General features: G+C 65.3%; 29 protein-coding genes and 1 tRNA gene. 15 read left to right on the forward strand and 15 right to left on the reverse strand.

The genetic code is table 11. The features are described 5' to 3' along the window. Positions 1-7 precede the first annotated feature (7 nt). The 4 genes from EN786_RS16725 to EN786_RS16740 form a co-directional block, all read right to left on the reverse strand. The gene (locus EN786_RS16725; RefSeq protein ID WP_127309622.1) at positions 8-646 is read right to left on the reverse strand and encodes a TPM domain-containing protein; all 639 of its coding nucleotides are present in this window, start codon (positions 644-646) and stop codon (positions 8-10) included. Positions 647-651: 5 nt separating this feature from the next. Then, positions 652-1,539 (reverse strand): YgcG family protein, encoded by an 888-nt coding sequence (locus EN786_RS16730; protein ID WP_127309623.1) that lies wholly within the window; start codon positions 1,537-1,539, stop codon positions 652-654. Between the two features lie 4 nt (positions 1,540-1,543). Next, positions 1,544-2,347, reverse strand: coding sequence for a YgcG family protein (locus tag EN786_RS16735; protein WP_189340359.1), 804 nt, complete (start codon positions 2,345-2,347; stop codon positions 1,544-1,546). 198 nt (positions 2,348-2,545) lie between these two features. Beyond that, positions 2,546-3,178 (reverse strand): LemA family protein, encoded by a 633-nt coding sequence (locus EN786_RS16740; protein WP_127286603.1) that lies wholly within the window; start codon positions 3,176-3,178, stop codon positions 2,546-2,548. Between the two features lie 165 nt (positions 3,179-3,343). Between EN786_RS16740 and EN786_RS16745 the strand changes: the two genes are divergently transcribed. The 6 genes from EN786_RS16745 to EN786_RS16770 all read left to right on the forward strand — a co-directional run bounded on the left by EN786_RS16745 (position 3,344) and on the right by EN786_RS16770 (position 8,605). After that, a complete protein-coding gene (locus tag EN786_RS16745) occupies positions 3,344-3,595 on the forward strand; it encodes a hypothetical protein (protein ID WP_127309625.1) in 252 nt (83 codons plus the stop codon). Between the two features lie 12 nt (positions 3,596-3,607). Beyond that, positions 3,608-4,492, forward strand: coding sequence for a pyridoxal kinase PdxY (gene pdxY, locus EN786_RS16750; protein ID WP_127309626.1), 885 nt, complete (start codon positions 3,608-3,610; stop codon positions 4,490-4,492). Further along, positions 4,489-5,259, forward strand: coding sequence for a DUF429 domain-containing protein (locus tag EN786_RS16755; protein ID WP_135908673.1), 771 nt, complete (start codon positions 4,489-4,491; stop codon positions 5,257-5,259). Before pdxY ends, EN786_RS16755 begins: the two co-directional genes overlap by 4 nt. 140 nt (positions 5,260-5,399) lie before the next feature. Beyond that, complete coding sequence (locus EN786_RS16760; RefSeq protein ID WP_127310232.1) at positions 5,400-6,044, forward strand: carbonic anhydrase; 645 nt, start codon at positions 5,400-5,402, stop codon at positions 6,042-6,044. An 8-nt stretch (positions 6,045-6,052) separates the two neighbouring features. Continuing rightward, on the forward strand, positions 6,053-6,466 hold the full coding sequence (locus tag EN786_RS16765; protein WP_189340482.1) for a nuclear transport factor 2 family protein: 414 nt from the start codon (positions 6,053-6,055) through the stop codon (positions 6,464-6,466). Positions 6,467-6,556: 90 nt separating this feature from the next. Continuing rightward, positions 6,557-8,605, forward strand: coding sequence for a M3 family metallopeptidase (locus tag EN786_RS16770; protein WP_127310234.1), 2,049 nt, complete (start codon positions 6,557-6,559; stop codon positions 8,603-8,605). Between the two features lie 159 nt (positions 8,606-8,764). On the opposite strand, the gene EN786_RS16775 is transcribed toward EN786_RS16770, so the two are convergent. From EN786_RS16775 to EN786_RS16795, 4 genes are all read right to left on the reverse strand, one after another. Then, the gene (locus EN786_RS16775; RefSeq protein WP_127310235.1) at positions 8,765-10,237 is read right to left on the reverse strand and encodes a M81 family metallopeptidase; all 1,473 of its coding nucleotides are present in this window, start codon (positions 10,235-10,237) and stop codon (positions 8,765-8,767) included. An 81-nt stretch (positions 10,238-10,318) separates the two neighbouring features. Continuing rightward, positions 10,319-11,146 carry a carbohydrate ABC transporter permease gene (locus tag EN786_RS16780; protein ID WP_127310236.1) on the reverse strand — a complete coding sequence of 276 codons (828 nt, stop codon included), beginning with the start codon at positions 11,144-11,146 and terminating at the stop codon, positions 10,319-10,321. Then, entirely contained in the window at positions 11,143-12,012 is an 870-nt protein-coding gene (locus tag EN786_RS16785; protein WP_127310237.1) for a sugar ABC transporter permease, read from the reverse strand. The genes EN786_RS16780 and EN786_RS16785 overlap by 4 nt, the downstream gene beginning before the upstream one ends. 398 nt (positions 12,013-12,410) lie before the next feature. Further along, positions 12,411-13,646 (reverse strand): sugar ABC transporter substrate-binding protein, encoded by a 1,236-nt coding sequence (locus EN786_RS16795; protein ID WP_135908676.1) that lies wholly within the window; start codon positions 13,644-13,646, stop codon positions 12,411-12,413. A 178-nt stretch (positions 13,647-13,824) separates the two neighbouring features. On the opposite strand from EN786_RS16795, the gene EN786_RS16800 reads away from it, so the two are divergent. The 3 genes from EN786_RS16800 to EN786_RS16810 are packed head-to-tail and all read left to right on the forward strand — an operon-like array spanning position 13,825 to position 16,577. Further along, entirely contained in the window at positions 13,825-14,595 is a 771-nt protein-coding gene (locus EN786_RS16800) for an SDR family oxidoreductase (protein ID WP_127285758.1), read from the forward strand. 2 nt (positions 14,596-14,597) lie between these two features. Then, the gene (gene ugpC, locus EN786_RS16805) at positions 14,598-15,665 is read left to right on the forward strand and encodes a sn-glycerol-3-phosphate ABC transporter ATP-binding protein UgpC (RefSeq protein ID WP_127310238.1); all 1,068 of its coding nucleotides are present in this window, start codon (positions 14,598-14,600) and stop codon (positions 15,663-15,665) included. A 30-nt stretch (positions 15,666-15,695) separates the two neighbouring features. After that, a complete protein-coding gene (locus EN786_RS16810) occupies positions 15,696-16,577 on the forward strand; it encodes a MurR/RpiR family transcriptional regulator (protein ID WP_127310239.1) in 882 nt (293 codons plus the stop codon). A 276-nt stretch (positions 16,578-16,853) separates the two neighbouring features. Here the strand turns inward: EN786_RS16810 and EN786_RS16815 are convergent, their stop codons facing one another. Both EN786_RS16815 and EN786_RS16820 read right to left on the reverse strand, forming a co-directional pair. Next, complete coding sequence (locus EN786_RS16815) at positions 16,854-17,180, reverse strand: DUF167 family protein (protein WP_127286981.1); 327 nt, start codon at positions 17,178-17,180, stop codon at positions 16,854-16,856. Positions 17,181-17,189: 9 nt separating this feature from the next. Next, positions 17,190-17,480: a YggT family protein gene (locus EN786_RS16820; protein WP_127286979.1), complete on the reverse strand. Its 291-nt coding sequence runs from the start codon at positions 17,478-17,480 to the stop codon at positions 17,190-17,192. Positions 17,481-17,629: 149 nt separating this feature from the next. Here EN786_RS16820 and EN786_RS16825 point away from each other — a divergent pair. The 4 genes from EN786_RS16825 (at position 17,630) to EN786_RS16840 (ending at position 19,314) form a co-directional block, all read left to right on the forward strand. Then, a tRNA-Ala gene (locus EN786_RS16825) sits at positions 17,630-17,705 on the forward strand. 481 nt (positions 17,706-18,186) lie between these two features. Next, positions 18,187-18,570 carry a glycoside hydrolase family 99-like domain-containing protein gene (locus EN786_RS16830; RefSeq protein ID WP_245478259.1) on the forward strand — a complete coding sequence of 128 codons (384 nt, stop codon included), beginning with the start codon at positions 18,187-18,189 and terminating at the stop codon, positions 18,568-18,570. Positions 18,571-18,777: 207 nt separating this feature from the next. Then, on the forward strand, positions 18,778-18,969 hold the full coding sequence (locus EN786_RS16835) for a hypothetical protein (protein WP_127310240.1): 192 nt from the start codon (positions 18,778-18,780) through the stop codon (positions 18,967-18,969). A 126-nt stretch (positions 18,970-19,095) separates the two neighbouring features. Further along, entirely contained in the window at positions 19,096-19,314 is a 219-nt protein-coding gene (locus tag EN786_RS16840; RefSeq protein ID WP_127286976.1) for a hypothetical protein, read from the forward strand. 31 nt (positions 19,315-19,345) lie between these two features. Here the strand turns inward: EN786_RS16840 and EN786_RS16845 are convergent, their stop codons facing one another. Genes EN786_RS16845 through exbB form a run of 3 tightly spaced genes read right to left on the reverse strand, consistent with a single transcriptional unit; the run spans position 19,346 to position 21,738 of the window. After that, positions 19,346-20,314 carry an energy transducer TonB gene (locus EN786_RS16845; protein WP_135908678.1) on the reverse strand — a complete coding sequence of 323 codons (969 nt, stop codon included), beginning with the start codon at positions 20,312-20,314 and terminating at the stop codon, positions 19,346-19,348. Further along, the gene (gene exbD / locus EN786_RS16850) at positions 20,311-20,769 is read right to left on the reverse strand and encodes a TonB system transport protein ExbD (RefSeq protein ID WP_127286888.1); all 459 of its coding nucleotides are present in this window, start codon (positions 20,767-20,769) and stop codon (positions 20,311-20,313) included. Before exbD ends, EN786_RS16845 begins: the two co-directional genes overlap by 4 nt. 6 nt (positions 20,770-20,775) lie before the next feature. Next, positions 20,776-21,738, reverse strand: a complete 963-nt coding sequence (gene exbB / locus EN786_RS16855) for a tonB-system energizer ExbB (protein ID WP_127286889.1) — start codon at positions 21,736-21,738, stop codon at positions 20,776-20,778. Between the two features lie 264 nt (positions 21,739-22,002). Between exbB and EN786_RS16860 the strand changes: the two genes are divergently transcribed. Then, positions 22,003-22,677: an isochorismatase family cysteine hydrolase gene (locus EN786_RS16860; RefSeq protein WP_127311723.1), complete on the forward strand. Its 675-nt coding sequence runs from the start codon at positions 22,003-22,005 to the stop codon at positions 22,675-22,677. Positions 22,678-22,685: 8 nt separating this feature from the next. Here EN786_RS16860 and EN786_RS16865 read toward each other — a convergent pair whose 3' ends face one another. Continuing rightward, positions 22,686-23,627 (reverse strand): LLM class flavin-dependent oxidoreductase, encoded by a 942-nt coding sequence (locus EN786_RS16865; protein ID WP_127311724.1) that lies wholly within the window; start codon positions 23,625-23,627, stop codon positions 22,686-22,688. A 130-nt stretch (positions 23,628-23,757) separates the two neighbouring features. Next, positions 23,758-23,907, reverse strand: coding sequence for a hypothetical protein (locus tag EN786_RS16870; protein ID WP_127311725.1), 150 nt, complete (start codon positions 23,905-23,907; stop codon positions 23,758-23,760). Between the two features lie 291 nt (positions 23,908-24,198). Here EN786_RS16870 and EN786_RS16875 point away from each other — a divergent pair, with 291 nt between their 5' ends. Next, complete coding sequence (locus EN786_RS16875) at positions 24,199-24,966, forward strand: SDR family oxidoreductase (RefSeq protein ID WP_127286892.1); 768 nt, start codon at positions 24,199-24,201, stop codon at positions 24,964-24,966. The last annotated feature ends 101 nt before the right edge of the window (positions 24,967-25,067 follow it).

The raw sequence follows: 25,067 nt of genomic DNA on the forward strand, positions 1-25,067 counted from the left end.
CAGGCTCTCAGATCTCGACGAGATGATCGTCGAGCTCGTTGGCATCGCCCGCTGTGACAGGGAAATGTTCGGCCAGCACCGCGCCCACCGATTCGACGGCCTTGATGAACCCGTCGGCGAGCCGGTCGTCGCCGGCGTGCGCGGTAAGGCCGCGGACCACGCCGTCCCAGACATTCTGGCCGACCTTGCTGTTGATGCCGGCATCGGCAACCACCTCGGCGTAACGCTCGGCGATCGAGACGAAGATCAGCACGCCGGTACGCGCCGCGGTGCGATGGACGTTGCGGGCAAGGAACTGCTTGACCGCGTTGAGGTGCGCCGCCTGGTAGCGCAGGTGGTGCGGCACGAAATGGATGCGCAATCCCGGCAGCGCCCACAAAAGCAGCAGCGCCGAGGCCAGCGCCAGCAGCTCGGCGAAAACGAAATGCGGCAGGCGGATCGACAGCCACCAGGCCTCCAGCCCATAGGCGACGGCAAGGCTGACGATGAGCGTGCCGAGCGTCACCATGAAGGCGGCGGGAAAGAAATAGCCGTCGCTGGCATGCGCCACCACGCAGTAGATCTCGCCGTCGGTCCTCGTCTCGGCGGCGCGGATCGCCCCGGCGATGCGCTCATGATCCTGCGGGCTGATCGGTCGTGTTGCCATCTTTCTCACCAGCTCCCTGAAGACCCGCCGCCGCCGGACGAGCCGCCGCCGCCCGAGAATCCGCCGCTCGAACCGGACGACCAGCTCCCGCCTGAACTCCCGGACGACCAGCCGCTGTCGGAACTGCCCGTCGACCAGCCGCTGCCGCCGCTGGTCGTCCAGCCACGGCTTGAAGTCCGCGCGCCGCGACCATAGCGAAAGGTCATGCCCAGCCATCGATACACGCCCGGCGACAGTTGCGTGCCGAAGATCGGCGGCAGGAACGCCATCGCCAGGCCACCGAGAAATATCGTCGCCCATAGGATGATGAACAGCATGAGGATGGGATCTACCGGGCTGTCATTGGCCGGATTGCGCTTGCCGCGCGCCTCGAGCTCCTCCGGATTGCCCGCCAGCACCATGATCATGTCGTCGACGGCTTTGCTGATGCCGCCGGAGAAATCGCCGGCGCGGAAGGCCGGCACCATGTCGTTCTCGATGATCAGCTTGGTGTGCAGGTCCGTCAGCGTGCCTTCGAGCCCGTAGCCGACCTCGATGCGCATCTTGCGGTCGTTCTTCGCCACCAAGAGAAGCACGCCGTTGTTTTCCTTGGCCTGACCGAGCTTCCAGAAGCGGAACAGCCGGTTGGCGTAGGGCTCGATCTCCTCGCCACCGAGGCTGGGGATGGTCGCGACGACGATCTGGTCGGAGCCTTTTGTCTCGAAATCGGCCAGCTTCTGCGTCAGCGCGGCCTTGGTCGCGGCATCGATCAGGCCGGCATTGTCGACGACACGGCCGGTGAGCGCCGGCAGTTCGGCGGCATGGGCAGCTAGAGGAGAGAAAAGAAACGCCACGGCGACCAGCAAGGCGCCCGCGGTGCGGCATGGGAATCCTGGCAGGGCGCGGCCGCTCATCGCCTCACCAGCTTCCCGAGGAGCCGCCGCCGCCGGACGAACCGCCGCCGCCGGAAAAGCCGCCGCCGCTCGAGGACCCGCTGGAACTTCCCGAGGACCAGCCGCCGCCGCCGGACGAGCGCTTGCCGGGCTCGAAGGTCATGCCGAGCCAGCGATAGCGGCCGGGGCCGATCCTCTGGCCGAAGATCGGCGGCAGGATGGAGCTGGCAAGGCTTAAAACGAGGATGGTGATCCAGACGGCGATGAAGATCGAGAAGAACAGATCGTCGGGATTGAACGGCGCCTGCTCGTTGCGCTTGCCGCGCGCCTCCAGCTCTTCCGGATTACCCTCCAGCACCATGATCATGTCGTTGACGGCCTTGCTGATGCCGCCCGAGAAATCGCCGGCGCGGAAGGCAGGCACCATGTCGTTCTCGATGATCAGCTTGGTGTGCAGGTCGGTCAGCGTGCCTTCCAGCCCATAGCCGACCTCGATGCGCATCCTGCGGTCGTTCGGCGCCACCAGCAGAAGCACGCCATTGTTCTCCTTCGCCTGGCCGAGCTTCCAGAAGCGGAACAGCCGGTTGGCGTAAGGCTCGATCTCCTCGCCGTCGAGGCTGGGAATGGTCGCGACGACGATCTGGTCGGAGCCCTTCTGCTCGAAATCGGCCAGCTTTTGCGTCAGCGCGGCCTTGGTCGCGGCGTCGATGATGCCGGCATTGTCGACGACGCGGCCGGTGAGAGCGATGAGATCGGCGGCGAAGGCGGTGAGCGGGAGGAGGAGGACCAGAAGGGCGAGAAGGACACCAACGCTCGCACTCCGTCCCACCCCCCTCTGGCCTGCCGGCCATCTCCCCCGCAAGGGGGGAGATTGGCAGCTTCCCCGTCGGCCCACAGCTTCAAACGTCCGAGATTGGCGAAAGCGCAGATGACGGCTGATCTCCCCCCTTGTGGGGGAGATGTCCGGCAGGACAGAGGGGGGCGCGAAGGAACGCAAGGCTGGTAAGCTCGGCAACCAATTCGCCGTTCAACCGCCCTGCTTGGTGCCGAAATCGACCTTCGGCGGCTGCATCTTGTCTTCGTCGACGGTGAAGTTGGCGAAGGGCTCGTTGCTGCGGAACCAGAAGGTCGCCCACAGCACCGACGGGAAGGTCCTGAGTGTCAGATTGTAGTCCTTGACCGCCTGGATGTAGTCGCGACGCGCCACCGCGATGCGGTTCTCGGTGCCTTCGAGCTGCGCCTGCAGGGCGAGGAAATTCTGGTTGGCCTTGAGATCGGGATAGGCTTCCGACACCGCTATCAGCCGCGACAGCGCGCTGGTCAGCCCGGCCTGGGCATCCTGGAACTTCTTGAGGGCTTCGGGATCCTTCAGCGTTTCCGGCGTCACCGTGATTTGCGTCGCCTTGGCGCGCGCCTCGACCACCGCGTCGAGCGTATCCTTCTCATGCGCGGCGTAACCCTTCACCGTCTCCACCAGGTTGGGGATCAGGTCGGCGCGACGCTGGTACTGGTTCAGCACCTCGCTCCAGGCCGCCTTGGCGTTCTCCTCCGCCGTCGGGATGGTGTTGTAGCCGCAGCCGGCGAGCAGCGGCAGCACGACGGCCATCACCAGCAGGGCCGGCAGATGACGGAAGGGGGAGGAGAGGCGCTGGGCAAACATGATCTGGGTCCCTCGTCGGAAGTTGCACCCGAAGCATTACCACAATCCGCCCGCAAGAAAATGACCTCGGCCGCAAAGCTTCCGCTGCGATCCCGCTGCCTTGCAGGCAGGCCCTGTGAATGGCCGGGCGAACAGGCTAAGGTCCCGGCAAAACAGGACATTGCCATGGCCAAGCGCCAGGACAGCGACACCGAATCGCGCCGCATTCTCGAGCGCGTGGAACGGGAGACCAGCCCGGGCGGCACCTCGTTCATCACCCGGACCGCCAAGGACGCACGCGACCATGTCAACGCCGCGGACGCCGACCGTTCGGATCCGATCGACTATTGGGGCACCCGCATCGGCCGGGTGCTGGGGCTTCTCATCGCCATCGGCCTGCTCGCCTGGCTGGTGTATTTCGCCACGCGTGGCGGTTAGGACTGAAAATCCATGAACGCTGAAAAAGCCGGCGCGCCGCGCGCGGTCATCGTCATCTCCAGCCATGTCGCCCGCGGCTCGGTCGGCAACCGCGCCGCCGTCTTCGCGCTGGAGACGCTCGGCTTCCCGGTCTGGGCGGTGCCGACCGTCGTCCTGCCCTGGCATCCGGGCCACGGCCGGGCGACCCGCATCGTGCCGCCGCTCGACCAGTTCAAGGCGCTGATGGCCGATCTCGAGCGCGCGCCCTGGCTGGGCGAGGTCGGCGCGGTGCTGTCCGGCTATCTCGGCGAGGCCGGCCAGGCCGAAGCTGTCGCCTCGCTGGTCGCCGCCGTCAAGGAAAGGACGCCCAACGCCGTCTATATCTGCGATCCGGTGATGGGCGATTCCGGCGGGCTCTACGTGCCGGAACCCACGGCCATCGCCTTGCGCGACCGGCTGATGCCGATCGCCGACGTCGCCACGCCCAACCGCTACGAGCTGGAATGGATGGCCGGCGCGCCGCTTCCAGACCTGAAATCGGTGGTGGCGGCCGCCCTTCACGCCGGCCCCTCCACCATGCTGGTGACCTCGGCGCCGTCGATGATGGCCGGCGGCACCGGCAACCTGCTGCTCGATTCCAGGCAGGCGCTGCTTGCCGAGCATCGCATCATCGACAAGCCGCCGAATGGGCTGGGCGACCTGACGGCGGCCGTCTATCTGGCGCGCATCCTCTCCGGCCAGTTGCCGATCAAGGCGCTGCAGTCGACCACGGCCGCCGTCTATGAGATCCTGGCGCGCACCGCCAAGCGCGGTGGCGACGAGCTGCAGCTCGAGACCGACGCGCAGAGCCTGTCGCACCCGATGGCGATGGTGCAGTTGCGCCACCTCCTGCATCCGGGGCGGGACAAGCGGGCGTGACCACCGACGGCCGGATGCTGGTCGGCGTCGACGGCTGCAAGGCCGGCTGGATCGCCGTCCATCGTCATCCGGATGCCGCCCCTTCGGTCTCCGTCTTTCCAGGCTTTGCCGCTTTGCTTGCCGCATTGCCCGCCAGCGCCACGATCGCCGTCGACATGCCGATCGGCCTGCCGGACTCTTCGCAAAAAGGCGGGCGCGGGCCGGAAGCGCTGGTGCGGCCACTTCTCGGCGGTCGGCAATCCAGCGTGTTCTCGATCCCCTCGCGCGCGGCGCTCTATGCCGAGATCGATGACTTCACCACGGTCGAGGCCTGGTATGAAGCGCATCGCCGCTCCAGCGAGGTCGCCAAGGCGAGTTCGGATCCGCCGCGTGGCGTGTCGATCCAGGCCTTCGGCATATTTTCCAAGATCCGCGAGATCGATTCCCTGCTGATCGCGCGGCCGGACCTGCGCGGCCGCGTCTTCGAATCGCATCCCGAGGTCGCCTTCTGCCGGCTGAACGGCGGCAAAGCCATGGCGCTGCCGAAAAAGGTCAAGGGCGCGATCAACCCCGCCGGCATGGAGGAGCGCAAGGCGCTGCTATGCCGGCATGGCTATGAAAAGAGCTTCCTCGACCAGCCGCCGCCCAAAGGTGCCGCCGCCGACGATTTCCTCGACGCAGCAGCGATGATGCTGATCGCCGGCCGCATCGCCAGCGGCGAGGCAAGACCGCATCCGGACCCGCCGCTGACCGACCGTTTCGGCATTCCAGTAGCCATCTGGGCATGACCCGGCCATGCCCGCCGCATCGCGATTGCGACGGAGCCATCCGCAATTCGGCATTGCTCGCGACCGGCTTTTGCCGTTAGAGGGCTTCCGGATTGAACTGTGCAGCTGCCTCCAGCCCCCCGGAAAGGCTTTAGCCGCCCATGCCCCATCTTCCTGAGCATCTCCTCAACGGCTATCGCAATTTCATGAACGGCCGCTACCTCGCCGAAAGCGGGCGCTACCGCTCGCTGGCGCGCGAAGGCCAGGCGCCCGAGACGATGATCGTCGCCTGCTGCGACTCCCGCTCCGCCCCGGAGGCGATCTTCGACGCCGGACCGGGCGAGTTGTTCGTGCTGCGCAATGTCGGCAATCTGGTGCCGCCCTACGCGCCGGACGGCGAGTTCCATTCGACCTCGGCCGCGCTCGAATTCGCCGTGCAAAGCCTTAAGGTCAAGAACATCGTGGTGATGGGCCATGGCCGCTGCGGCGGCATCCGTGCCGCCCTCGACCCCAACTCGGCGCCGCTCTCGCCCGGCGACTTCATCGGCAAGTGGATGAGCCTGATCGCGCCCGCCGCCGAGACCGTCTCGTCCAGCACCTTCATGACGGCGACCGAGCGCCAGACCGCCCTGGAGCGCATCTCGATCCGCTATTCGATCGCCAACCTCCGCACCTTCCCCTGCGTTTCCATCCTCGAAGGCAAGGGCAGATTGTCGCTGCATGGCGCCTGGTTCGACATCTCGACCGGCGAACTTTGGGTGATGAACAAGGAGACCGGCGATTTCGAGCGGCCGGATCTGCGATGAGGCCGGCGATGCGGATCGTTTTCCGGGGACCCGCGATAGCCGCCGCGCTGCTCTTTTCGGCGCTCGCCGCCCGCGCCGATGACGGCGCGCTGATCGATCGCTGGTATTCGGCGCTGCTCGTCGCCGACCGAACGGAGCTGTCGGATTTGCTCGCCGACGACGTGCACATCAAGCTCGACGACCTCGGCGTCGTGCAGACCAAGCAGGAGTTCATCGCCTCGATCGACGATTGGCAGGGCGCCGTCGCCGGCGCCACGATCCGTCATCGCATCGAGAAGTCGGAAGCCGGTGTCACCACGGTGATCGCCTGCTACGACTTCCCCAGCAATGACATGCTGATGCGCGAGACCTTCTCCGTCGCCGGCAATCGCATCACCGCCAGCTCGCAGGCTGCGATCGCCGAGAGCTGCGAAACTTACTGACCAATCCCGATCCGGTTGCAAGGTTGCGCGCGACAGGCCCGCGCCCTACATCGGTCTCGCCTCCCATTGCCACCAATCGAAAGCTCTTCCATGTCATCAGCCGTCGATCTCGCCGCCCATCCGCTGACCAAATGGCAAGGGCCGCTCGACCTGCCGGATTTTGCGCGCATCGGCGACGGCGATTTCGGCCCGGTCTTCGACGCGGCGCTGAAGGCGCATGAGGCCGAGATCGACGCGATCGCCGGCAACAGCGAAACGCCGACCATCGAGAACACGCTGGCCGCCCTGGAACTCGCCGGCGAGCCGCTCGACCATGTCTCATCGATCTTCTGGTGCCGGGCCGGCGCCCACACCAATGAGGACATCCAGGCGCTGGAGCGCGATATCTCGCCGAAAATGTCGCGGCATTTCTCGGCGATCTCGATGAACGAAAAGCTGTTCGCCCGCATCGACGATCTCTACCAGCGCCGCGAGGTCTTGAAGCTCGACGCCGAGACGCTGCGCGTGCTGGAAAAGACCTGGAAGGGTTTTGTCCGCTCGGGCGCCAGGCTCGACGCCGACGGCAAGAAACGGCTGGCCAGGATCAACGAGGAGCTGTCCTCGCTCGGCACCAGTTTCGGCCAGAACGTGCTGGCCGACGAGCGCGACTGGGCTCTGTTTCTCGACGAATCCGATCTTTCCGGCCTGCCGGATTTCCTGAAAAGCGCCATGGCGCAAGCCGCCGAGATGCGCGGCCAGAAGGGTCGCTATGCCGTGACGCTGTCGCGCTCGATATACGAGCCGTTCTCGACCTTCTCGGAGCGCCGCGACCTGCGCGAGATCGCCTTCCGCGCCTTCACCATGCGCGGCCAGAACGGCGGCGCCTCCGACAACACGTCGGTTGTTCGCGACATGCTGAATCTGCGCGCCGAGAAGGCAAAATTGCTCGGCTACGGCTCCTTCGCGGCGCTGAAGCTCGACGACACGATGGCCAAGACGCCGAAGGCGGTGCACGCGCTGCTCGACCCGGTCTGGGAGAAGGCGCTGGAGAAGGCGGCGAGCGACCAGAAGGAATTGGAGCGGCTGGCGGCAGAGGCCGGCAGCAACGAAAAATTCGCCGCCTGGGACTGGCGCTTCTACCAGGAGAAGCTGCGCGCCGAAAAATTCGCCTTCGACGAGGCGGAGCTGAAGCCTTATCTGCAGCTCGACCGCATCATCGAGGCCTGTTTCGATGTCGCGACGCGGCTGTTCGGCATCAGCTTCGAGGAGAAGCACGACATCGCCGCCTGGCATCCGGATGCGCGAGTCTTCGTGGTGAAGAATGCCGACGGCAGCGAGCGCGGCCTGTTCCTCGCTGACTATTTCGCCCGGCCCTCAAAACGCTCCGGCGCCTGGATGAGCGCGCTGAAATCCGGCTACACGCTCGGCCACGGCTCGCAGCCGGTCATCTACAACATCATGAACTTCGCCAAGCCGCCGGCCGGCGAGGCCGCCCTGCTGTCGGTGGATGAGGCGAAGACCCTGTTCCACGAATTCGGCCATGCGCTGCACGGCATGCTGACCGAGGTCACCTGGCCCTCGGTTTCCGGCACGTCGGTGAGCCGCGACTTCGTCGAACTGCCCTCGCAGCTCTACGAGCACTGGCTGACGGTGCCGGCGGTGCTGGAAAAGCACGCGCTGCATGTCAAGACCGGCAAGCCGATGCCGAAGGACCTGCTCGACAAGATGCTGGCCGCCCGCACGTTCGGCGCCGGCTTTGCCACGGTCGAGTTCACGGCCTCGGCGCTGATCGACATGGCCTATCACGCAGGCCCGGACGCGCCATCCGAGCCGCTTCGTTTCGAGGCCGAAACGCTCGACAGGCTGGACATGCCCGACACCATCGCGATGCGCCACCGCACCCCGCATTTCGGCCATGTCTTCGCCGGCGACGGCTATTCGGCCGGCTACTACTCCTACATGTGGTCGGAGGTTCTCGACGCCGACGCCTTCGCCGCCTTCGAGGAGACAGGCGATCCCTTCAACCCGGCGCTGGCCGAGCGGCTCAAGCAAAACATCTACGCCGCCGGCGGCTCCAAGGATCCGGAAGAGCTCTACACCGCGTTTCGCGGCAAAATGCCGTCGCCGGAGGCGATGATGGTGAAGCGCGGGTTGGTGTAGCGCAGATAATCTCCCCCCTCGAGGGGGAGATGGCCGCAAAGCGGCCAGAGGGGGTCGGTTCGACTGGACGCGACCTCCTGCGGCAGATGGAGGCTAGCGCTTCACGCGCGAGGACCCCCTCTGTCGCCTTTGGCGACATCTCCCCCTCAAGGGGGGAGATTAGAGCCACGGGTCCTTCACCCTCGGCCAAACCGGCCGCGTCAGCTTTCTGTAATCCGTCACCGCCGGATTGCTCGGATAGGAACTCGGTGCCGAGACATAGATGATCTCGGCGGCGATCGGCGCGAAGCCGGCATAGAAATGGTTGGTCGATTTGATCAGCAGGATGTCCTTCGACAGCGGATCGATGCCGATGTTGGAGAAAATGTCCGGTTCGAAGGTCTGTGTGCGGTTGGTGTTGAGGATGACATCGACCTCGGTGCCTTCGATGCGGACCACCGCGGCCGACCCAAGCGTCACCCGGCTTGGCCCGAAACTCTGCCAGCCTTCGCCGACCGCCTTGAGCACCTTGACGCGCGCATCGATCGGCTCGCCTGCCAGTGGCCCGGCCTTGCCGCCGAAGCGCAGATCGATGACGGCGCCCTCGCCTGCCGCATGACAGAACGTCACCGCGATTGGATCCCAGATAGTCGCCATGCCGACATTGCTGATGCCGCGCACGAGCAACTCGCGCAGCACGACGGTGCCGTCGCCGGCAACGCCGCCGCCAGGATTGTCCCAGATGTCGGCGATGACCACCGGTTTGTTCGGACTTTCCTTGCGCACGGCAAGCGCGCGCTCGATGCCGTCGGCCGTGTTCAGCATCGTCATCGCCGTCTTTTCGCGCATGGCGTAAAGCTCGCGCCCCAAGCTTTCCGCCAGCGCATCGCCCTTTTCCTTGTCGTTGTCGGTGACGACCAGGATGCGCGTGCCCATCTCGGGCACGTCGGCGGCCATGAAGCCATGGATAACCGAGACCGACAGCACGCCGTCCTTGCCGTGCAGCGCCTTGATGCGGTCGACGAAGGAGCGCATCGGCTCGCGGCTGGTCGGCAGCACCTGGATCATGCGGCAGTCGAAGGTCGAGATGACCGGCTTGATCTCGCCGCGCGCCGCGGCAAGACCGAGCTCGACGACATGCTCGCCGCGCTCGTAGAAATCGGTGTGCGGGAATTCGAGGAAATAGGCTATGATGTCGGACGCCGCCACGCGCTTCGGCGTCAGATGGCTGTGCGGGTCGAATTCGCAGGCGATCACCACCTTCGGCCCGACGATGGCGCGCACGCGTTCGAGCAGGTCGCCCTCGCAATCGTCATAGCCTTGCGCCACCATCGCGCCATGCAGGCCGAGGATGACGGCATCGACCGGCAGCGCCGCCTTGAGCTGGTCGAGGATCTCGTCACGCAGCGCCTCGAAAGTCTGCCGCTGGACCAGACCGCCGGGCTCGGCCCAGGTGGCGGTGCCTTCGATGACGGTCAGCCCTTCCTCAGCGGCGCGCCGGCGCAGCGCCACGATCGGCGAGGAGCACAGCGTCGGCGTTTCCGGATGCTTGCCCGGTCCGGCATAAAAGGCCATCTCGAACGAAGCCCGGTCGGTCGGCACCGGCGAGAAGGTGTTGGTTTCCGTCGCCAGCGAAGCGGTGAAGATACGCATGAAAGCTCCGTGATGAACTTTTTGTTTTTCGCAATTCCGGACGGAAAACCGCTGCACACTTTTCCTGGAATTGCTGGATTGCTATTTGACAGCCCCGAGCGCCAGGCCCCGGACCAGGTAGCGCTGCAGCCAGATGAACAGGATCGCCACCGGCAAGGTGGCGAGCAGCGTTGCGGCCATGACATGGTGCCATTCGATCGTGTAGCGGCCGGCGACCAGCGAAAAGACCTGGATCGGCAGCGTGTAGCTTTCCTGGCTGCGCAGCATGGTGAGCGCGACGACGAATTCGTTCCAGGCGTTGATGAAGGTGAAGATCGCCGTCACCGCGATCGCCGGCAGGCAAAGCGGCAGGAACACTTTTCGCAAGGTCAGCCAGCGGCCGGCGCCTTCCATCCAGGCGGCCTCCTCGAGGTCGCGCGGGATGGTGTCGAAATAGCTCTGCAGCATCCACACGGTGAAGGCGACGTTGAAGGCCATGTAGATGAAGCCCAGCGCCGTCGTCGATTCGACCAGCCCCCAGGCCGCCATTAGCCTGAACAGCCCGAGCACCAGCACGATCGGCGAGATCATCTGCGAGGTCAAAAGGAACTGGCGGAAGGCGCCGTAGCCGGCAAAGCGGAAGCGCGACATGGCGTAGGCCGCGGGCACCGAGATCAGGATGGCGCCGACGGTGGCGATCACCGACACATAGAGCGAGTTGACGAGCGCCTGGCCGAAGCCGGTCGCCACCCACATGTCGGCAAAATTCGACCAGTGGAATTCGCTCGGCCACCAGGTCGGCGACAGCACTTCGGCCCGCGGCTTGACCGCGGTAAGCAGCATCACCGCGAACGGGAAGATCGTCACCACGATCAGCGGCGACAACAGCAGCCAGGCGATGATCGTGCGCTTCAGCTTGCCGTTGCTCATGCGCGCTGCTCCCGCATCGCGAGCCGCACATAAATCATGGTGAAGACGAGCAGGATGGCGAACATCACCAGCGACACCGCGGAAGCCTCGCCCAGTTTGCCGATGCGGAAAGCGAGCTTGTAGAGGTGCGTGACCAGGATGTCGGTGGAGTTCGCCGGCCCGCCCTGCGTCATCACCCAGATGATCGGGAACGAGTTGAAGACGTAGATGGTGTTGAGCACGATGGCGATGTTGATGAACGGTTTTAAGAGCGGAAAGGTGATCTCGCGGAACAGCTGCAGCGGCGTGGCGCCCTCGAGCGCCGCCGCCTCGTAGAGGTCGTCCGGGATCGACGACAGGCCGCCGAGGAAGATGGTCGTGGTGAACGGCACCGTCACCAATATGCCGATCAGCACCTGCATCGGGAAAGCGGTCTCGGCGCTTGCCAGCCACTGGATGTTCTGGCTGATCAGGCCGAGCCCCATCAGCGCCGAATTCAGCATGCCGCTTTCGCCGTTGAGCGCCCAGCGCCAGACCACCGCCGTCATCGTCAGCGACACCGCCCAGGGCAGCATGATGATGACCCGGGCGAGGCCGCGGCCGTAGAAATCGGTGTTGAGGATCATCGCCACCGGGATCGACAGCAACAACGCGCCGCCGACCACCAGCACCGTCCACAGCCCGGTGCGCCAGAGCGCGGCCATGAAATCGGGATCGGCAAACAGCGCCGAGAAATTGGTCAGGCCGCTGAAGTCGCGCAACTGGCCGAAGCGGCTGACGTCATGCGTCGAGATCTGGATCAGGTCCCAGACCGGCCAGAAGATGACGACGGCCGCCAGAAACAGGCTGGGCAAGGTCAGGAGGTAGGGCAGGAAACGATTTTGCATCGGCTGGTTTGTACCGCTTTGCGGGTGGTGATTGGATTTCTGGCCTTAACAGATCGACATAGTCCCGCCTCGCTCCTCTCGCGGCGCCGTTTCAAGGATTCCTTGCAAGCGTCGACGCTGCTCTCACCTACCTGCCGGTCCTCCGCAGCGGCTGCGGAAGATCGCCCTTCCTCTCCCCCGTCGATCGGGGGAGAGGTGTCGAGCGAAGCTCGACGGAGTGGGGGTCGACCCTTGGCCACAAGGCGAGGCGAGCTTGTCCGTTCGCGACAGTCGCGAGGTGGTTCCCCCACTCCGTCTCGGCTTCGCCGAGCCACCTCTCCCCCTCCGGAGGGAGAGGAAGGAAGGTGTGGCGCGCCCCGACGGGGTGGGGCGCGCCACGGGCGTCGGGAGTGAACGCCCTATTTCTTCAGCACGCCATTGGCCTTCTCCGCCGCCTCCTTCAAGGCAGCCTCCGGCTCGGCGCTGCCGAGATAGATCTTCTGCATGGCATCGGAGGTGATCTGGGCGATCTCCTCCCAGCCGGGAATGACCGGCGCGAAGCGGGCGTCGGGCAACAGCGCGGTGAAGGCGGCAAGGTCGGCATTGTTGACGTAGTAGTCCATCTTCGCCTCCTCCTTGTTCACCGGCAGGAAGCCTTCGCCTTGCGTGAACTTGGCGCGCTGCTCCTTGGTGAACAGGAAGTCGAGCAGCTTCCAGGCCTCGTCCTTGTTCTTCGAGTTCTTGAACATGATGATGCTATCGGTGACGCCATAGGTGCCGCGCGCGCCGGTCGGTCCGGCCGGGATGGCGGCGACGCCGTATTTCAGGTTCGGCGCTTCTTCCTTGATCTGGTTGGACAGGAAGGGCGCGGTGATCATCATGCCGACCTTGCCCTGCTTGAACAGATTCTGCACGTCCTCGCGGTTGTTGGAGGTGACGCCGGGCTCGGTCAGGCCCTCGTCGATCATCGACTTGTAGAGCTTGGCGGCATCGAGCGCGCCTTGCGTGCCGAGGCCCGACGTGCCGTCCTTGTTGAGGATTTCGGTGCCCTGCGACCACATCGCGTAATAATAGTAGACGTCGGTCTCGATCTCCTTGCCCTGCAGGCCGAAGCCGAAAGTGCCGGAGCCCAGCGCCTTGATCTTGCGGGCATCTTCCTGCAGCTCGGTCCAGGTGGCCGGCGGCTTGGCGATGCCGGCCTTCTCGAACAGTTCCTTGTTGTAGTACATGGCGCGCGCCGAGGCGGCGATCGGCAGGCCGTAGGTCTTGCCCTCCATGATCGACGGCGACAGGAACGTGTCGATGAAGCGGTCCTTGAACTCGGGCGTGAGGTAGCCGTCGAGCGGCTCGGCGACATCCTGCTGCACGAAGTCGATCAGCCAGCGCGTGCCGATGATCGACAGGTCGGCATTGGTGCCGGCGGTGATGTCGGTGGTCAGCTTCTGCAAGAGCACCTCCCACGGCACCACTTCGAACTTGACGGTGATGCCCGGGTTGGCCGCTTCGAATTCCTTCTTGACGTCCTGGAAATAGGGGCCGGTCTTGGCGCTGTATTCGGCAACGGTGACGCGCACCTCGCCAGCGTCGGCCGGCGCCGCAAAGGCCAGCATGCTCATTCCGGCCATCAGGCCGACAGTCCATTTCGCAAGGCTCATCTGATCTCTCTCCCATTTGATGCGCATCTGCGCCTGCACTCCAAGGGGCACAGGATTTATGTGACTTTCCTACATTATCCATCATTTTGCCTTCTGCAAGCAATTTTTCATGTTGCTTAATTACATATCGTTCAGTAGCCTTCTGCCGTATGTCTGACATGGTGGAGGAGCGAGCGCGGTGGTTTCAAAGGCCGAATTCGAGGGCAGGACGGCCGTGGTCACGGGGGCCGGCGGCGGCCTGGGGTCGGCGATCGTGGCGCTGCTTGCCGAACGCGGCGCCCGCGTCGTCGGCTGCGACCAGTCGAACGAGGCGCTGGCCAGCCCGCATCTTGCCTCGCGCCATGCCTTCGACCTGCTCGACCGCGCGTCGGTCGAAACAGCCATCGCCGAAATCCTCGATCGCGACGGCGTTCCCGACATCCTCATCAACAATGCCGGCTGGACGCGCGCCGAAACGCTTGGCGCGCTGACGGCGGACAGGATCGAGTGTGAGCTCGACCTCAACCTGACCGGCGTGATGACTTTCGCCGACCCGCTCATCAAGGCTATGGCCAAGCGCGGCGCGGGCAGCGTCGTCTTCATCTCCTCGGTCAACGCCATCGCGCATTTCGGCAACCCGGCCTACGCCGCCGCCAAGGCCGGCATCAACGCCTACGCCAAGTCGGTCGCCGTCGAGCTCGGCCGCAGCGGCGTGCGCGCCAATGTCGTCTGCCCAGGATCGATCCGCACCGCCGCCTGGGATCATCGCCTGGCCAAAGACCCCGAAATCCTCGCCAAACTGAAGCGGCTCTACCCGCTCGGCCGCATCGTCAACGCATTGGAAGTGGCGGAGGCGGTGGCCTTCCTTGCCTCCGACCGAGCATCGGGCGTAACAGGCGTGGTGATGCCGGTGGATGCGGGGCTGACCGCCGGCTGCCTGCCGTTCATTGACGACATTTTGGGAGCGTGACCATGACCGACGTCCAGTTCCGCAACCTGTCGAAATCGTTCGGCCACCACCAGATCCTCGAGAACATCGACCTCGAGATCGAAAGCGGCGAGTTCGTCGTGCTGGTCGGGCCTTCCGGCTGCGGCAAGTCGACCCTGCTGCGCATGCTGGCCGGGCTGGAGACGATCAGCTCGGGCGATCTCATGATCGGCGGCCTAAGAGCCAACGACCTGCCGCCGCAGAAGCGCAACATCGCCATGGTGTTCCAATCCTACGCGCTGTTTCCGCACCTGAAGGCCGCCGACAATATCGGCTTCGGCCCGAAGATCCGTGGCGAGACGCGCGCTGCCGTCGACGACAAGGTGAAGAAGGCCTCGGGCGTGCTCAACCTGTTCTCCTATCTCGACCGCTACCCGAGGCAATTGTCGGGCGGCCAGCGCCAGCGCGTCGCCATGGGCCGCGCCATCGTGCGCGAACCTTCGGTGTTCCTGTTCGACGAGCCTCTGTCCAACCTCGACGCGCAATTGCGCGTGCAGATGCGCACCGAGATCAAGGCGCTGCACCAGCGGCTGAAATCGACCATCGTCTATGTCACCCACGACCAGATCGAGGCCATGACCATGGCCGACCGCATCGTGGTGATGGATCACGGCCGCATCCAGCAGGTCGGGCCGCCGCTGGAGCTCTATGACAGGCCGGCCAACAAATTCGTCGCCGGCTTCATCGGCTCGCCATCGATGAGCTTCGTGTCCGGAGCATTGAAATCGACCGCGACCGATGCCTGGTTCGAGACGAGCGGCGGCGGCCGCCTGGCGCTTGCCGGCAAGGCGGCGCCCGCCGGCGATGCGGTCGAGGCCGGCATCCGCCCCGAGCATTTCGTCATCGGCGGCGCCGGCGAAGCGATCGCCATCGATGTCGACGTCGTCGAGCCGACCGGCTCGGAAACCCATGTCTACGGCTCGGTCGGCGGCGACACGGTGCGCGCGGTGTTCCGCGACCGGGTGCAGGTGCGGCCGGGCGACCGCCTGCCGGTCACGGTCGAGCCGCGCAACATCCATCTGTTCGACAAGGCGACGGGCCTGCCGCTATGAAGTCACCCCGATGAAGACGAAGCCCCGAACATGAAGACGCCTGCCGACATCATCACGCGGCTGCAACTGATGTCGCAGGACGGCACCAAGTCGGACCGTCGGCTGGCCGGCCTCGTTCTGTCCGACCTCGACTTCGCCTCCAAGGCGGCGATCTCGGAGATCGCGGCGCGTGTCGGCGTCAGCGAGCCGACCGTCACCCGCTTCTGCCGCAATCTCGGCTGCGAGGGCCTGCGTGATTTCAAGTTCTACCTGGCGCAGGCGATCGCCATCGGCGGCCAGTACCTGTCGCCGGAGCCGCTGAGCCGCGACGCCCGCGAGCAGCGCATCGCATCCGCCATCACCGAGGCGGCGATATCGGCCATCCAGCGCGCCAGCGAGAGTCTCGACATGACGACGCTGGTCGGCGTCGCCGCGCGCATTGCAACCTCGGGCAACGTCTTGTGCATCGGCTCCGGCGGCATCTCCTCGATGATGGCGACCGAAATGCAGAACCGGCTGTTCCGGCTGGGCCTGCCGGTGCTGGCGCAGATCGACGGACAGTTGCAGCGCATGTATGCCGCCGTCGCCACGCCCGAGACCACACTTGTCGCCTTTTCGGTGTCGGGCTATGCGCGATCGGTCATCGAAGCGGTGCAGGTCGCCCAGCAATATGGCGCCACAACGGTCGCCGTCACCGCCCCGGACTCCGCGCTCGCCAAGGCCGCCGACACGGTCATCCATCTGCAGTCGTTCGAGGACGGCAACATCTACAAGCCGACCTCGTCGCGCTATGCGCTGCTCGCCATCGTCGACATGATCGTGACCTCGGTCGCCGAGACACGCGGCCCGAAGGTGCTGGAGAACCTGCGCCGCATCAAGCAGAGCGTGAACACGCTGAAGGTCGACGATCCCCGCCTGCCGCTGGGGGATTGAGGGGTCATCTTTCCATGGTCACGGGATGCCGAATGGGGACATTCGGTGAGAACCGAGCCAATCCTGGAATCGTCGCGCCGCCCTCATCCGCCTGCCGGCACCTTCTCCCCGTAAACGGGGAGAAGAGGGCTGGCCGCGCCCGCAGCGCAATTTTCTGCAACGTTTATGGTTGGCGAAATCGCCGGCGACGGCATCTTTCTCCCCGTCACTATACGGGGAGAAATGCCCGGCAGGGCAATGAGGGGCAGCGCCGACCGACGATATGATTAGCAGCCATCAATGCGGTTTGCCTTGGCCGCCGCTCAATGCCTCGATGCGCTTCGCCAGCTCAGCCGCATCTCCCACTATCCGCAGCGTCTTCAGCCGCGCCGTGCCTCCCGCGACAACCGACACCGACGACCCCGGAACGCCCAGCGCCTTGGCAACCAGTTTTACCAGCGCGGCATTCGCGGCGCCGTTTTCCGGCACGGCGCGCACACGGGCCTTGAGGTGGCTTCTGCCGTCGGCTGTCGTCTCGACGCCCTCGATCCGATCGAGCGCCGCCTTCGGCGTCAGCCGGACGAACAGGTCTATGCCGTCGTCGCGCGAGCGGAACGGCGGCATGCTCATGCCTCAGACGACCAGCGACAGCACCGTGGTCAGCAGGAACTGGCGGATGAAGAAAATGATCAGCAAGAGGATGATCGGCGAGATGTCGACGCCGCCGAGATCGGGCATGAAACGGCGGATCGGCCTGAGCGCCGGTTCGGTCAGCCTGTAGAGCACGTTGCCGATGGTGCCGACGAACTGGTTGCGCGAGTTGACGACGTTGAAGGCATAGAGCCAGGAAAAGATCGCCGAGGCGATGATGATCCACCAGTAGAGGTCAAGCGCCATGACGATGGTCTGAATAAGGGCGATCATGCCGGTCTCCAATTGTTGCCGACATGTAGCCATTGCCGGCCAAAGCGGCAAGAGCCGCCTTGCGCGCATGCCGGAGCGGACGGCAGATGTCGGGTCGTTTCGCCTTGACACGAAACGGTCGCGCCCGATAAATGCGCCATCCGCTGGACGGGGCTGTAGCTCAGCTGGGAGAGCGCATCGTTCGCAATGATGAGGTCAGGGGTTCGATCCCCCTCAGCTCCACCAGCGGATCTAAAATCAAAGCCTTAGCAATGGGTTTTCGCTGGTGGGACAACCAAGTGAGCCATTGCTATGCGCATGCCCGCCTACCTGTCACGCTCCCGACACGGAATCTTCTACTATCGATACCCCATACCTAGACCGTTGCACCCCAAGGGAGCTGCGACAGCTATTCGACTATCTCTGGTTACCAGGGATCGTTGCGAAGCATTGCTAGCAGCGCACAGCCTCAGCTGCGTAGCCCCTCTGGTGGGGCGCAACGGATCCATCAGAGAGAACGGGCACCTATCCCCGCTTGTGATATCGAGTTTCCAGCACGCTATTGCAGGCGCACGCGTTCCGAACGCCGAGACTTTCAAAGAAGCAGCGGATGTGAATTCTCTCGACAACTTCATGATGGATCGGATTCTTGAGGAGTTTGGTCGGTCCACGGATATGCCGGATAAGTCGCGGCGAATGCTCCTCAACGAGTACCGGCGCGCGAACGGTGCGTACTGCCAAGCCGTACTCGATTTCGATAGCGCGTTTGGCAGCTACGATTTCGGCACTGACAATCAGGCCACTGTCCCTTTGCCTTCGTCGCAAAAGTCATCTGACTTCACGTTTACGAGGTTTTGGGAAAAGACCTAGACGCCCGGACAGTCGACCATCCGAAGGCGCGCAGAGTGATAGAAGTTCTCGCGTATGGCTGAGCAACGCGGTCGTCGACACATCCGATCGTTTTGCCGATTTCGACAGCCGCCTGATATTCGTCAACGCCTGGAACGAATGGGCCGAGGGGGCCTATCTGGAGCCCGATGCCCGCTACGGCTACGCCTATCTGCAGCAGACGCGGGATGTCCTGTCGGCCCCGCCGGCAGCCGACATGTGACAAAGGATTCCGGAGCCGTTCTTGCCGCTTCGCCGGGATTGTCCTGACAGCAAGGCGATCGAAGTCATTTGCATGCCAATGTTTCCAAACCGATGATTCCGGAAACAGCCCGTGCCTTTTCGTGCCATCCCCCCGAAACGGACCCGGCACATCCTTCCTGCATCATGCGACGGCGATCACTTCGCCGTCGCAACGACGCGAAGGACAATGCCGATGTCGATGCTCGGAAGCCTGGCCGACTACAGCCGCCTGATCATGCGTGCGCACAACAGCGCCAAGACCAGGTACATGATGGACGCCCTGCCGCCGAACCTGCAGCAGGACGTCGGCTGGCAGGCCGGCCCCGCCATGCATGAAAGGAAGAAGCTCGCGCAGATGATTTTTTCGGGCAGGCGCTGAGGCCGGCCGGTCAGGCCGCGCCGATCGCTGCCCGAAACGCCGAGCCCATGTGAGCTACGTCATAGTCTCTCGCGGCCCAAAGGTTCATTAGCGTCAGTGCATGTTTTCGTCGGATGGGAGGAAGCCGTGCCTTATTCACAACGCGAAGCGCGTGCCTATCTGGACCGCTATGGCGGCCCTTCGGGCACGCGGATTGAACTGGTCGAGACGGACAGGCAATGTTTTGTCCGGGTCCTCGAGGACGAGGAGGAACGCACCTACTCGTTCGAGCCGGGATCCTTTGCCCTGGCCTTCGCCGAAAGCCAGCGGATGCGCCTCAAGCTTCCGGCGATCGTGCACCTTTAGGGCTGCGCCGCGGGGACAAAGTCTCCATGCTCTAGTTCCGCAGACTGAAAACAAACGGCGCGGTGCGGGTGACGCGGGCGCCGAGTTCGGGTGGCGGCGCCGGCACCGAGGCGCCTTGCAGCGCGCCGATTGCCGCGCGGTCGAGGTCGGCGTCGCCGGAAGACCGCGCCAGCCGGGCGGAGACTACCCGGCCGGAGGAATCGACCGTGAAGGTTACGTTCGGGCTGCCTTCGGCCCGCCTCGACCGGGCCGCGCTCGGATAGCGCGTGTGCCGCCTGATCCACGCCGCCAGGCTGGAATTCCACCGCGCCGGACTGGCGCCGGACCGCTGCGCTCCCTCCGTTGCCTTCGGCGCCGCCATGCGCGCGGCCGGCCTGGCGTCGACGCTGGCCGCCATCGCCGTCTCCGCCGGCGCCGGCTTCTCCTTCTTCGGTCGCTGCTTGTCGACGGGCTTCTTCGCCTTGGCCTCAACCGGCTTCTTGACCTTGGGTTCCGCCGGCGCATCCACCGGCTTCGGCTGCGGCAACGGGATGACGACTTCGGGCGCCACCGTCTCGACGACGTCCGGGACCACTTCGTCCAGCGGCTGCTGCTCGCTCAGCGCGGCGACCGTCGGCGCCGCCGGCGCGGTCGCGACCGGCTGTTCGGCGGTCGGTTCCGCCTCTTCGGTAACCGGCTCAGGCGCCGGCTCGGTCACCGGTTGCACCGCCGTCACCGTCTCCGTTTCCTCGACCGGCTCGGCCTGGTCAGGCATCACCGTATCCGGCACCAGCGCCTCTTCCTGCACCGCGGGCGCGACCGCCAGCGGCGACATCTCGATCGCCAGCGCCGGCGGCGGCCCGCCATCGGCGGAATCGGCAAGACTGAAGCTCTGCACCGCATAGGCGACCGCCACATGCGCGATCAGGATCAGGGCGGCGGCGGCCGTCCACAGGCCGGTCTCGCGCGCGCCGAAACGCGGCTGACCGATGCCGGACAGAGCCGCCGCTGCGCCAGTCATAGGACAGCGCCTCCGCTCGCCGGCGCATCGGCCGAAGGCAGCGTCTCCAGGCCGACCAGCGCGATCTTGAGATAGCCGGCGGCGCGCAGCAGGTTCATCACCTCCATCAGCTCGCCATAGCCGACCGTCTTGTCGGCGCGCAGGAAGATGCGCGTCTGCTTGTCGCCCTTGGTGCGGCCGTCGAGCGAGATGGCGAACATGGCGCGCGGCACGCTGTCATTGCCGATGGAGAGCGTAAGATCGCTCTTCAGCGTCAGGAACAGCGGCGTCTCGGGCCGTGGCGCCGGCGTCGCCGTCGAGCCCGGCAGGTCGACATTGACATCGACCGTCGCCAGTGGCGCCGCGACCATGAAGATGATCAACAGCACCAGGATGACATCGATGAACGGGGTGACGTTGATCTCGTGGCTTTCCTCGAGATCCTCGCCCACCGTTTCGCGAATCCGCGCCGCCATGTCCGCTCACTCCGCCGCGATCGTGCCTGCCGGCGGCACGGTGCGGAAATCGAGGTCGCGGCTGACCAGCCGCTCGACGCCGGCGGCGGCATCGGCGAGGATCTGCCGGTAGCCGGCTATGGAGCGGGCAAAGACGTTGTAGATGACCACCGCCGGGATTGCCGCCACCAAACCCATGGCTGTGGCGAGCAGGGCTTCGGCGATGCCGGGCGCCACCACTGCCAGATTGGTGGTCTGCGCCTGCGAGATGCCGATAAACGCGTTCATGATGCCCCACACCGTGCCGAACAGGCCGACGAAGGGCGCGGTCGAGCCGATCGTCGCGAGCAAGCCGGTGCCGCGCGACATGCGCCGCGCCGCCGCCGCCTCGATGCGCGACAGCCTGGAAGTGACGCGCTCCTTCAGGCCGTCGCCGGAGACATGGCCGAGCGCGCCGGCCGAAAGCGCGGCCTCCTCCTCGGCCTCGCGCACCAGCAGCGCGCCGGGGCCATTGTTGTGGCCGAGCGCGCGACCCGCTTGCATTAGCGTCGCGGCATTGCCGATCGCCTGCGCGGCGCGGCGCGCCCTCAGCTTGCCGCCGAGGATCTCCATCGACTTTGCCAGCCAGATCGTCCAGGTGACCAGCGAGGCGAAGGCGAGGCCGATCATCACCGCCTTGACGATGATGTCGGCGGCCATGAACATGCCCCAGGGCGACAGATCGTGCGGCAGTGTCAGCGCGATCGCCGTCGACGGCTCACCGCCAGCGGCGGTCGGAGCCGGCTGAACGCCCGGCTGCTGTGCAACGGGAGCAGCCATGGCGGGAGCGGTTGTCGCGGGCGCCGCCGCAGCCGGTGCCTGCGTGGCAGGGGTCGCCGCCGGCGCCTGCACGGCCGGAGCTGGCGTCGACGATTGCTCCTGCGCGACGACCGCGCCTGCCGACAGGATGAACGCTGCGGCCAGCGCCGCGAAAAGACCATGTCCAGCCACGCTCTGGCCTTCCTGCAACTCGGGCTTGCGCGATCGTCGACAACCGGTTTCCGGCTGCCATCAACGGTTGACTATAAAACATGAGTTTACTAGTCAACTATGAAGATGACTTTTTGAATCAACAAAAAATGTCATGGCGTTCCAACGCAAGGCCGAATTGCGCCTTGCTGCCCAACGTGCGCCTCTGCGGAGGGCAATGATCCTGCCTATGGACTGCGGTGCCATCTCCGGCCACGATAGCGGCGGCAAGCGCGAGGCAAGCCGATGATCAAGGCGATCCCGTTCGATTTCCCCTATGACGGCCGGCTGGTGCCGGGACACACCGCGCTGCTGGTCATCGACCTGCAGCAGGATTTCCTGTCGCCGACAGGCTACTTCGCCAGAAAGGGCTATGACCCTTCGCCGCTCAGGGCGATCCTGCCGGCGGTCAACCGGCTGATCGCGGCTGCGCGCGCCGCCGGCCTGACCATCGTGCATACCAGGCAAGGCTACCGCGCCGACATGGCCGACATGACGCCTTACGAGAAATGGCGTCGCCAGCGGGCGGGGCTCGACGGCACCGACATATTGCTGCGCTCCAGCCCGGGCTTCCAGATCGTCGCCGATATCGAGGTCGCGCCGCAGGACATCGTCGTCGACAAGACCTGCAATGGCGCCTTCACCTACACCGACCTGGAGCTGGTCCTGCGCGCACGCGGCATCACGCATCTCCTGTTCACGGGATGCACGACCGACGTCTGCGTCCACACCACGCTGCGCGAGGCCTGCGACCGCAACTTCCAGTGCCTGACGATCTCGGACGCCTGCGCCAGCGGCGACAGGCAGGCGCATGAAGCCGCGCTTCACATGGTGACGGTCGAGGACGGCGTCTTCGGCGCGCTGGCGGATTCGGACGCCGTTATCGAAGCGCTGGCCCGGCTTGCCGGCGGGCCGCGCTGACGACCCGGTCAGGCCGGGGCGCGGGATTGCGATGGCAGGCGCGGCACGAATGCGCCGGGCTGCGTCACGCTGTTCTCGAGACGCGCCAGTGAATTGGCGACGAGCGTGACCGTTTCGCGGCCCGTCGTCGCGATCTCCCGCGAACGGTCGATGCCGCCGACCATGAATTCATGGATGCCGAGCGCCGCATAGGGCAGCAGCGACAGCGCGATCTCGGCCGGCGACCCGGAAACCGCGACCGCCTTGTGCTCGGCGATGCCTTCATCCTTTTGCGAACGGATGCGCACGGGCAGCGCGAAGCGCAGTTTGCCGACCCTTCCATGCTCGGCCGCGGCGGCGCGCACGCGCTCGATCAACTGGCCGACCTCGTCCGGCGAACCGGCCGACAATTCGAACACATCCGCGTGCCGGCCGGCGACCCTGAGCGCCGTTCCCGACTGGCCGCCAAGCCGGATCGTCACGTCGGCGCCGTGCGGGCCCTTGCGCGGCACATAACCGCCTTTGACGCTGTAGAAGGCGCCTTCATGGTCGAACGGCCTGTCGTTCGACCACAGGCGCTTCAGAAGCACCAGATATTCATCGATGCGCTGCCACACCACGGTGTGCCCGACCGGCCGCGCCTCGGCATCCTCGTCGCTGAGCGGCTCGCTGAGCATCCTCAGCGACAGCCGGCCACCGCTCCTGGCAGCGAGCGCCGCAAGCTGCCTGGCCGCCACCGTCGGCTCGACCACGCCGGCCCAGTGGGTCAGCACCACCTCCAGCAATGCGGTGCGCTTCAGTGCCTGCGCGGCAATGTCCATATTGGTGAGCAGGCCGGCCGGATCGTCGACGACGATCTGCTGGAAGCCGACATCCTCGATCAGCGACAGTTTCGTCGCGGTCTCGGCGAAATCATAGAAGAAGCTGCCATTGGCAGACTTGCCCGGAACATGCGTGAACTCGATCGGCATTGCCATCTCCTCCATCACGTTTGGAATCGCATATCGAAACCACAGGGCGCGTGAAAACGCGCCGCTGACGCGGCTCACTAAACTCCGGTTGCCTGAAAGCGTTAGGCCGCCACCCCGTGGTTCCCGCGCCTCAGGGAATGAGGCCCAGAACGACTGCCCCGGTGAACACGAACGCAAGGGTGAAAACGAGATAGGCGAAGGCCCCGCCATAGGCCGGCCGCCAGTTCTGGCCGATGGTTTGGCCTCTGCGGTCTGTCTGGGTGTTTTGGTAATAGGACATGTCGGCCTCCGTCTCACCCTTAATCTATAAAGTTAGTAGACTTTGTCGATTGCTATTTTTGCGCGATCCGCAGAACGAATTTCTCATATCGCGCTGGACATTGGTTTGGCTTGCTGCGTCTGCCCTATCCAGGGGAAACCGCTGCGGAGACGATGACGCCGCCTTGGGTTTCCGCAGTCGTGCCGGAGCCGGCGTGACGGCGGTGCGGCCAGGCGAGCTTGGCCATCCGACACGCGCGGGTTAGCATCGTTGCCGGTTCACGCGTGAAGCATCAACAGGACGGAGGAAACAATGGGCGGAAGGCTGGCGGGCAAGGTTGCCATCATCTCGGGCGGCGCGACGGGCATGGGCGGGGCGGCTTCCGAACTGTTCGCGGCGGAAGGCGCCAAGGTGGCGATCATCGACCGCAACGGTGAGGCAGCGGCGGCGACCGCGGCGGCGATCCGCGCCCACGGCCATGTCGCCGAGCATTTTGTGGCCGATGTTTCCGACGAGGCGCAGGTCGAAGCCGCGGCGAAGGCGGCGGCGGCAAAGCTTGGTCCGGTCACCGTGCTGTTCAATCATGCCGGCACCATCGTCATAAAGCCGTTCCTGGAGACGACGCTCACGGAATGGGACTGGCTGCATGCCGTCAATGTCCGCTCGATGTTCCTGATGACGCGCGCGGTGCTGCCCGGCATGATCGCGGCCGGCGGCGGTTCGATCGTCTGCACCTCGTCGATCTCGGCGGTGGCGGCGACGCCGAACGAGGTGCTCTACGACACCACCAAGGGCGCCTGCCACATGTTCGCCCGCGCCATCGCGGTCGAGTTCCGCGACCGCAACATTCGCTGCAACGCCGTCTGCCCCGGCTTCATCCGCACCCCGCACGGGCTGCGCGAGGTGGCCGACCTAGGGAAACTTGGCGTCGACGTCTCCGACGCGGCACTCGCCGCCCAGCAGGGCCGCATCGGCGAGCCGGAAGAAGTGGCGAAGGCCGCGCTGTTTCTGGCCAGCGACGAATCCAGCTTCGTCAACGGCGCGCATCTCTTCGTCGACAACGCCTTTACGGCGATGTGAAGCGTCCCAAGCTTGGCGCCCTTCCTCTCCCCCGTCGATCGGGGGAGAGGTGTCGAGCGCAGCTCGACGGAGTGGGGGTCGACCCTCGGCGCGGTGCAGGG

Source organism: Mesorhizobium sp. M4B.F.Ca.ET.143.01.1.1, assembly GCF_004792275.1.
Lineage (GTDB): Bacteria > Pseudomonadota > Alphaproteobacteria > Rhizobiales > Rhizobiaceae > Mesorhizobium > Mesorhizobium abyssinicae.

Coding starts and splice junctions, on each gene's coding strand:
- EN786_RS16820 (WP_127286979.1), bottom strand. CDS start 17,480: ATGATCGCCCTTATTCAGACCATCGTCATGGCGCTTGACCTCTACTGG.
- EN786_RS16780 (WP_127310236.1), bottom strand. CDS start 11,146: ATGAGCAACGGCAAGCTGAAGCGCACGATCATCGCCTGGCTGCTGTTG.
- EN786_RS16870 (WP_127311725.1), bottom strand. CDS start 23,907: ATGTCCTATTACCAAAACACCCAGACAGACCGCAGAGGCCAAACCATC.
- EN786_RS16770 (WP_127310234.1), top strand. CDS start 6,557: ATGTCATCAGCCGTCGATCTCGCCGCCCATCCGCTGACCAAATGGCAA.
- pdxY (WP_127309626.1), top strand. CDS start 3,608: ATGAACGCTGAAAAAGCCGGCGCGCCGCGCGCGGTCATCGTCATCTCC.
- EN786_RS16725 (WP_127309622.1), bottom strand. CDS start 646: ATGGCAACACGACCGATCAGCCCGCAGGATCATGAGCGCATCGCCGGG.
- EN786_RS16845 (WP_135908678.1), bottom strand. CDS start 20,314: ATGACTGGCGCAGCGGCGGCTCTGTCCGGCATCGGTCAGCCGCGTTTC.
- EN786_RS16785 (WP_127310237.1), bottom strand. CDS start 12,012: ATGCAAAATCGTTTCCTGCCCTACCTCCTGACCTTGCCCAGCCTGTTT.
- EN786_RS16835 (WP_127310240.1), top strand. CDS start 18,778: ATGCCGATGTCGATGCTCGGAAGCCTGGCCGACTACAGCCGCCTGATC.
- EN786_RS16810 (WP_127310239.1), top strand. CDS start 15,696: ATGAAGACGCCTGCCGACATCATCACGCGGCTGCAACTGATGTCGCAG.
- exbD (WP_127286888.1), bottom strand. CDS start 20,769: ATGGCGGCGCGGATTCGCGAAACGGTGGGCGAGGATCTCGAGGAAAGC.
- EN786_RS16865 (WP_127311724.1), bottom strand. CDS start 23,627: ATGCCGATCGAGTTCACGCATGTTCCGGGCAAGTCTGCCAATGGCAGC.
- EN786_RS16875 (WP_127286892.1), top strand. CDS start 24,199: ATGGGCGGAAGGCTGGCGGGCAAGGTTGCCATCATCTCGGGCGGCGCG.
- EN786_RS16775 (WP_127310235.1), bottom strand. CDS start 10,237: ATGCGTATCTTCACCGCTTCGCTGGCGACGGAAACCAACACCTTCTCG.
- EN786_RS16730 (WP_127309623.1), bottom strand. CDS start 1,539: ATGAGCGGCCGCGCCCTGCCAGGATTCCCATGCCGCACCGCGGGCGCC.
- EN786_RS16860 (WP_127311723.1), top strand. CDS start 22,003: ATGATCAAGGCGATCCCGTTCGATTTCCCCTATGACGGCCGGCTGGTG.
- EN786_RS16745 (WP_127309625.1), top strand. CDS start 3,344: ATGGCCAAGCGCCAGGACAGCGACACCGAATCGCGCCGCATTCTCGAG.
- EN786_RS16795 (WP_135908676.1), bottom strand. CDS start 13,646: ATGAGCCTTGCGAAATGGACTGTCGGCCTGATGGCCGGAATGAGCATG.
- EN786_RS16815 (WP_127286981.1), bottom strand. CDS start 17,180: ATGCCGCCGTTCCGCTCGCGCGACGACGGCATAGACCTGTTCGTCCGG.
- EN786_RS16760 (WP_127310232.1), top strand. CDS start 5,400: ATGCCCCATCTTCCTGAGCATCTCCTCAACGGCTATCGCAATTTCATG.
- EN786_RS16740 (WP_127286603.1), bottom strand. CDS start 3,178: ATGTTTGCCCAGCGCCTCTCCTCCCCCTTCCGTCATCTGCCGGCCCTG.
- EN786_RS16765 (WP_189340482.1), top strand. CDS start 6,053: ATGCGGATCGTTTTCCGGGGACCCGCGATAGCCGCCGCGCTGCTCTTT.
- ugpC (WP_127310238.1), top strand. CDS start 14,598: ATGACCGACGTCCAGTTCCGCAACCTGTCGAAATCGTTCGGCCACCAC.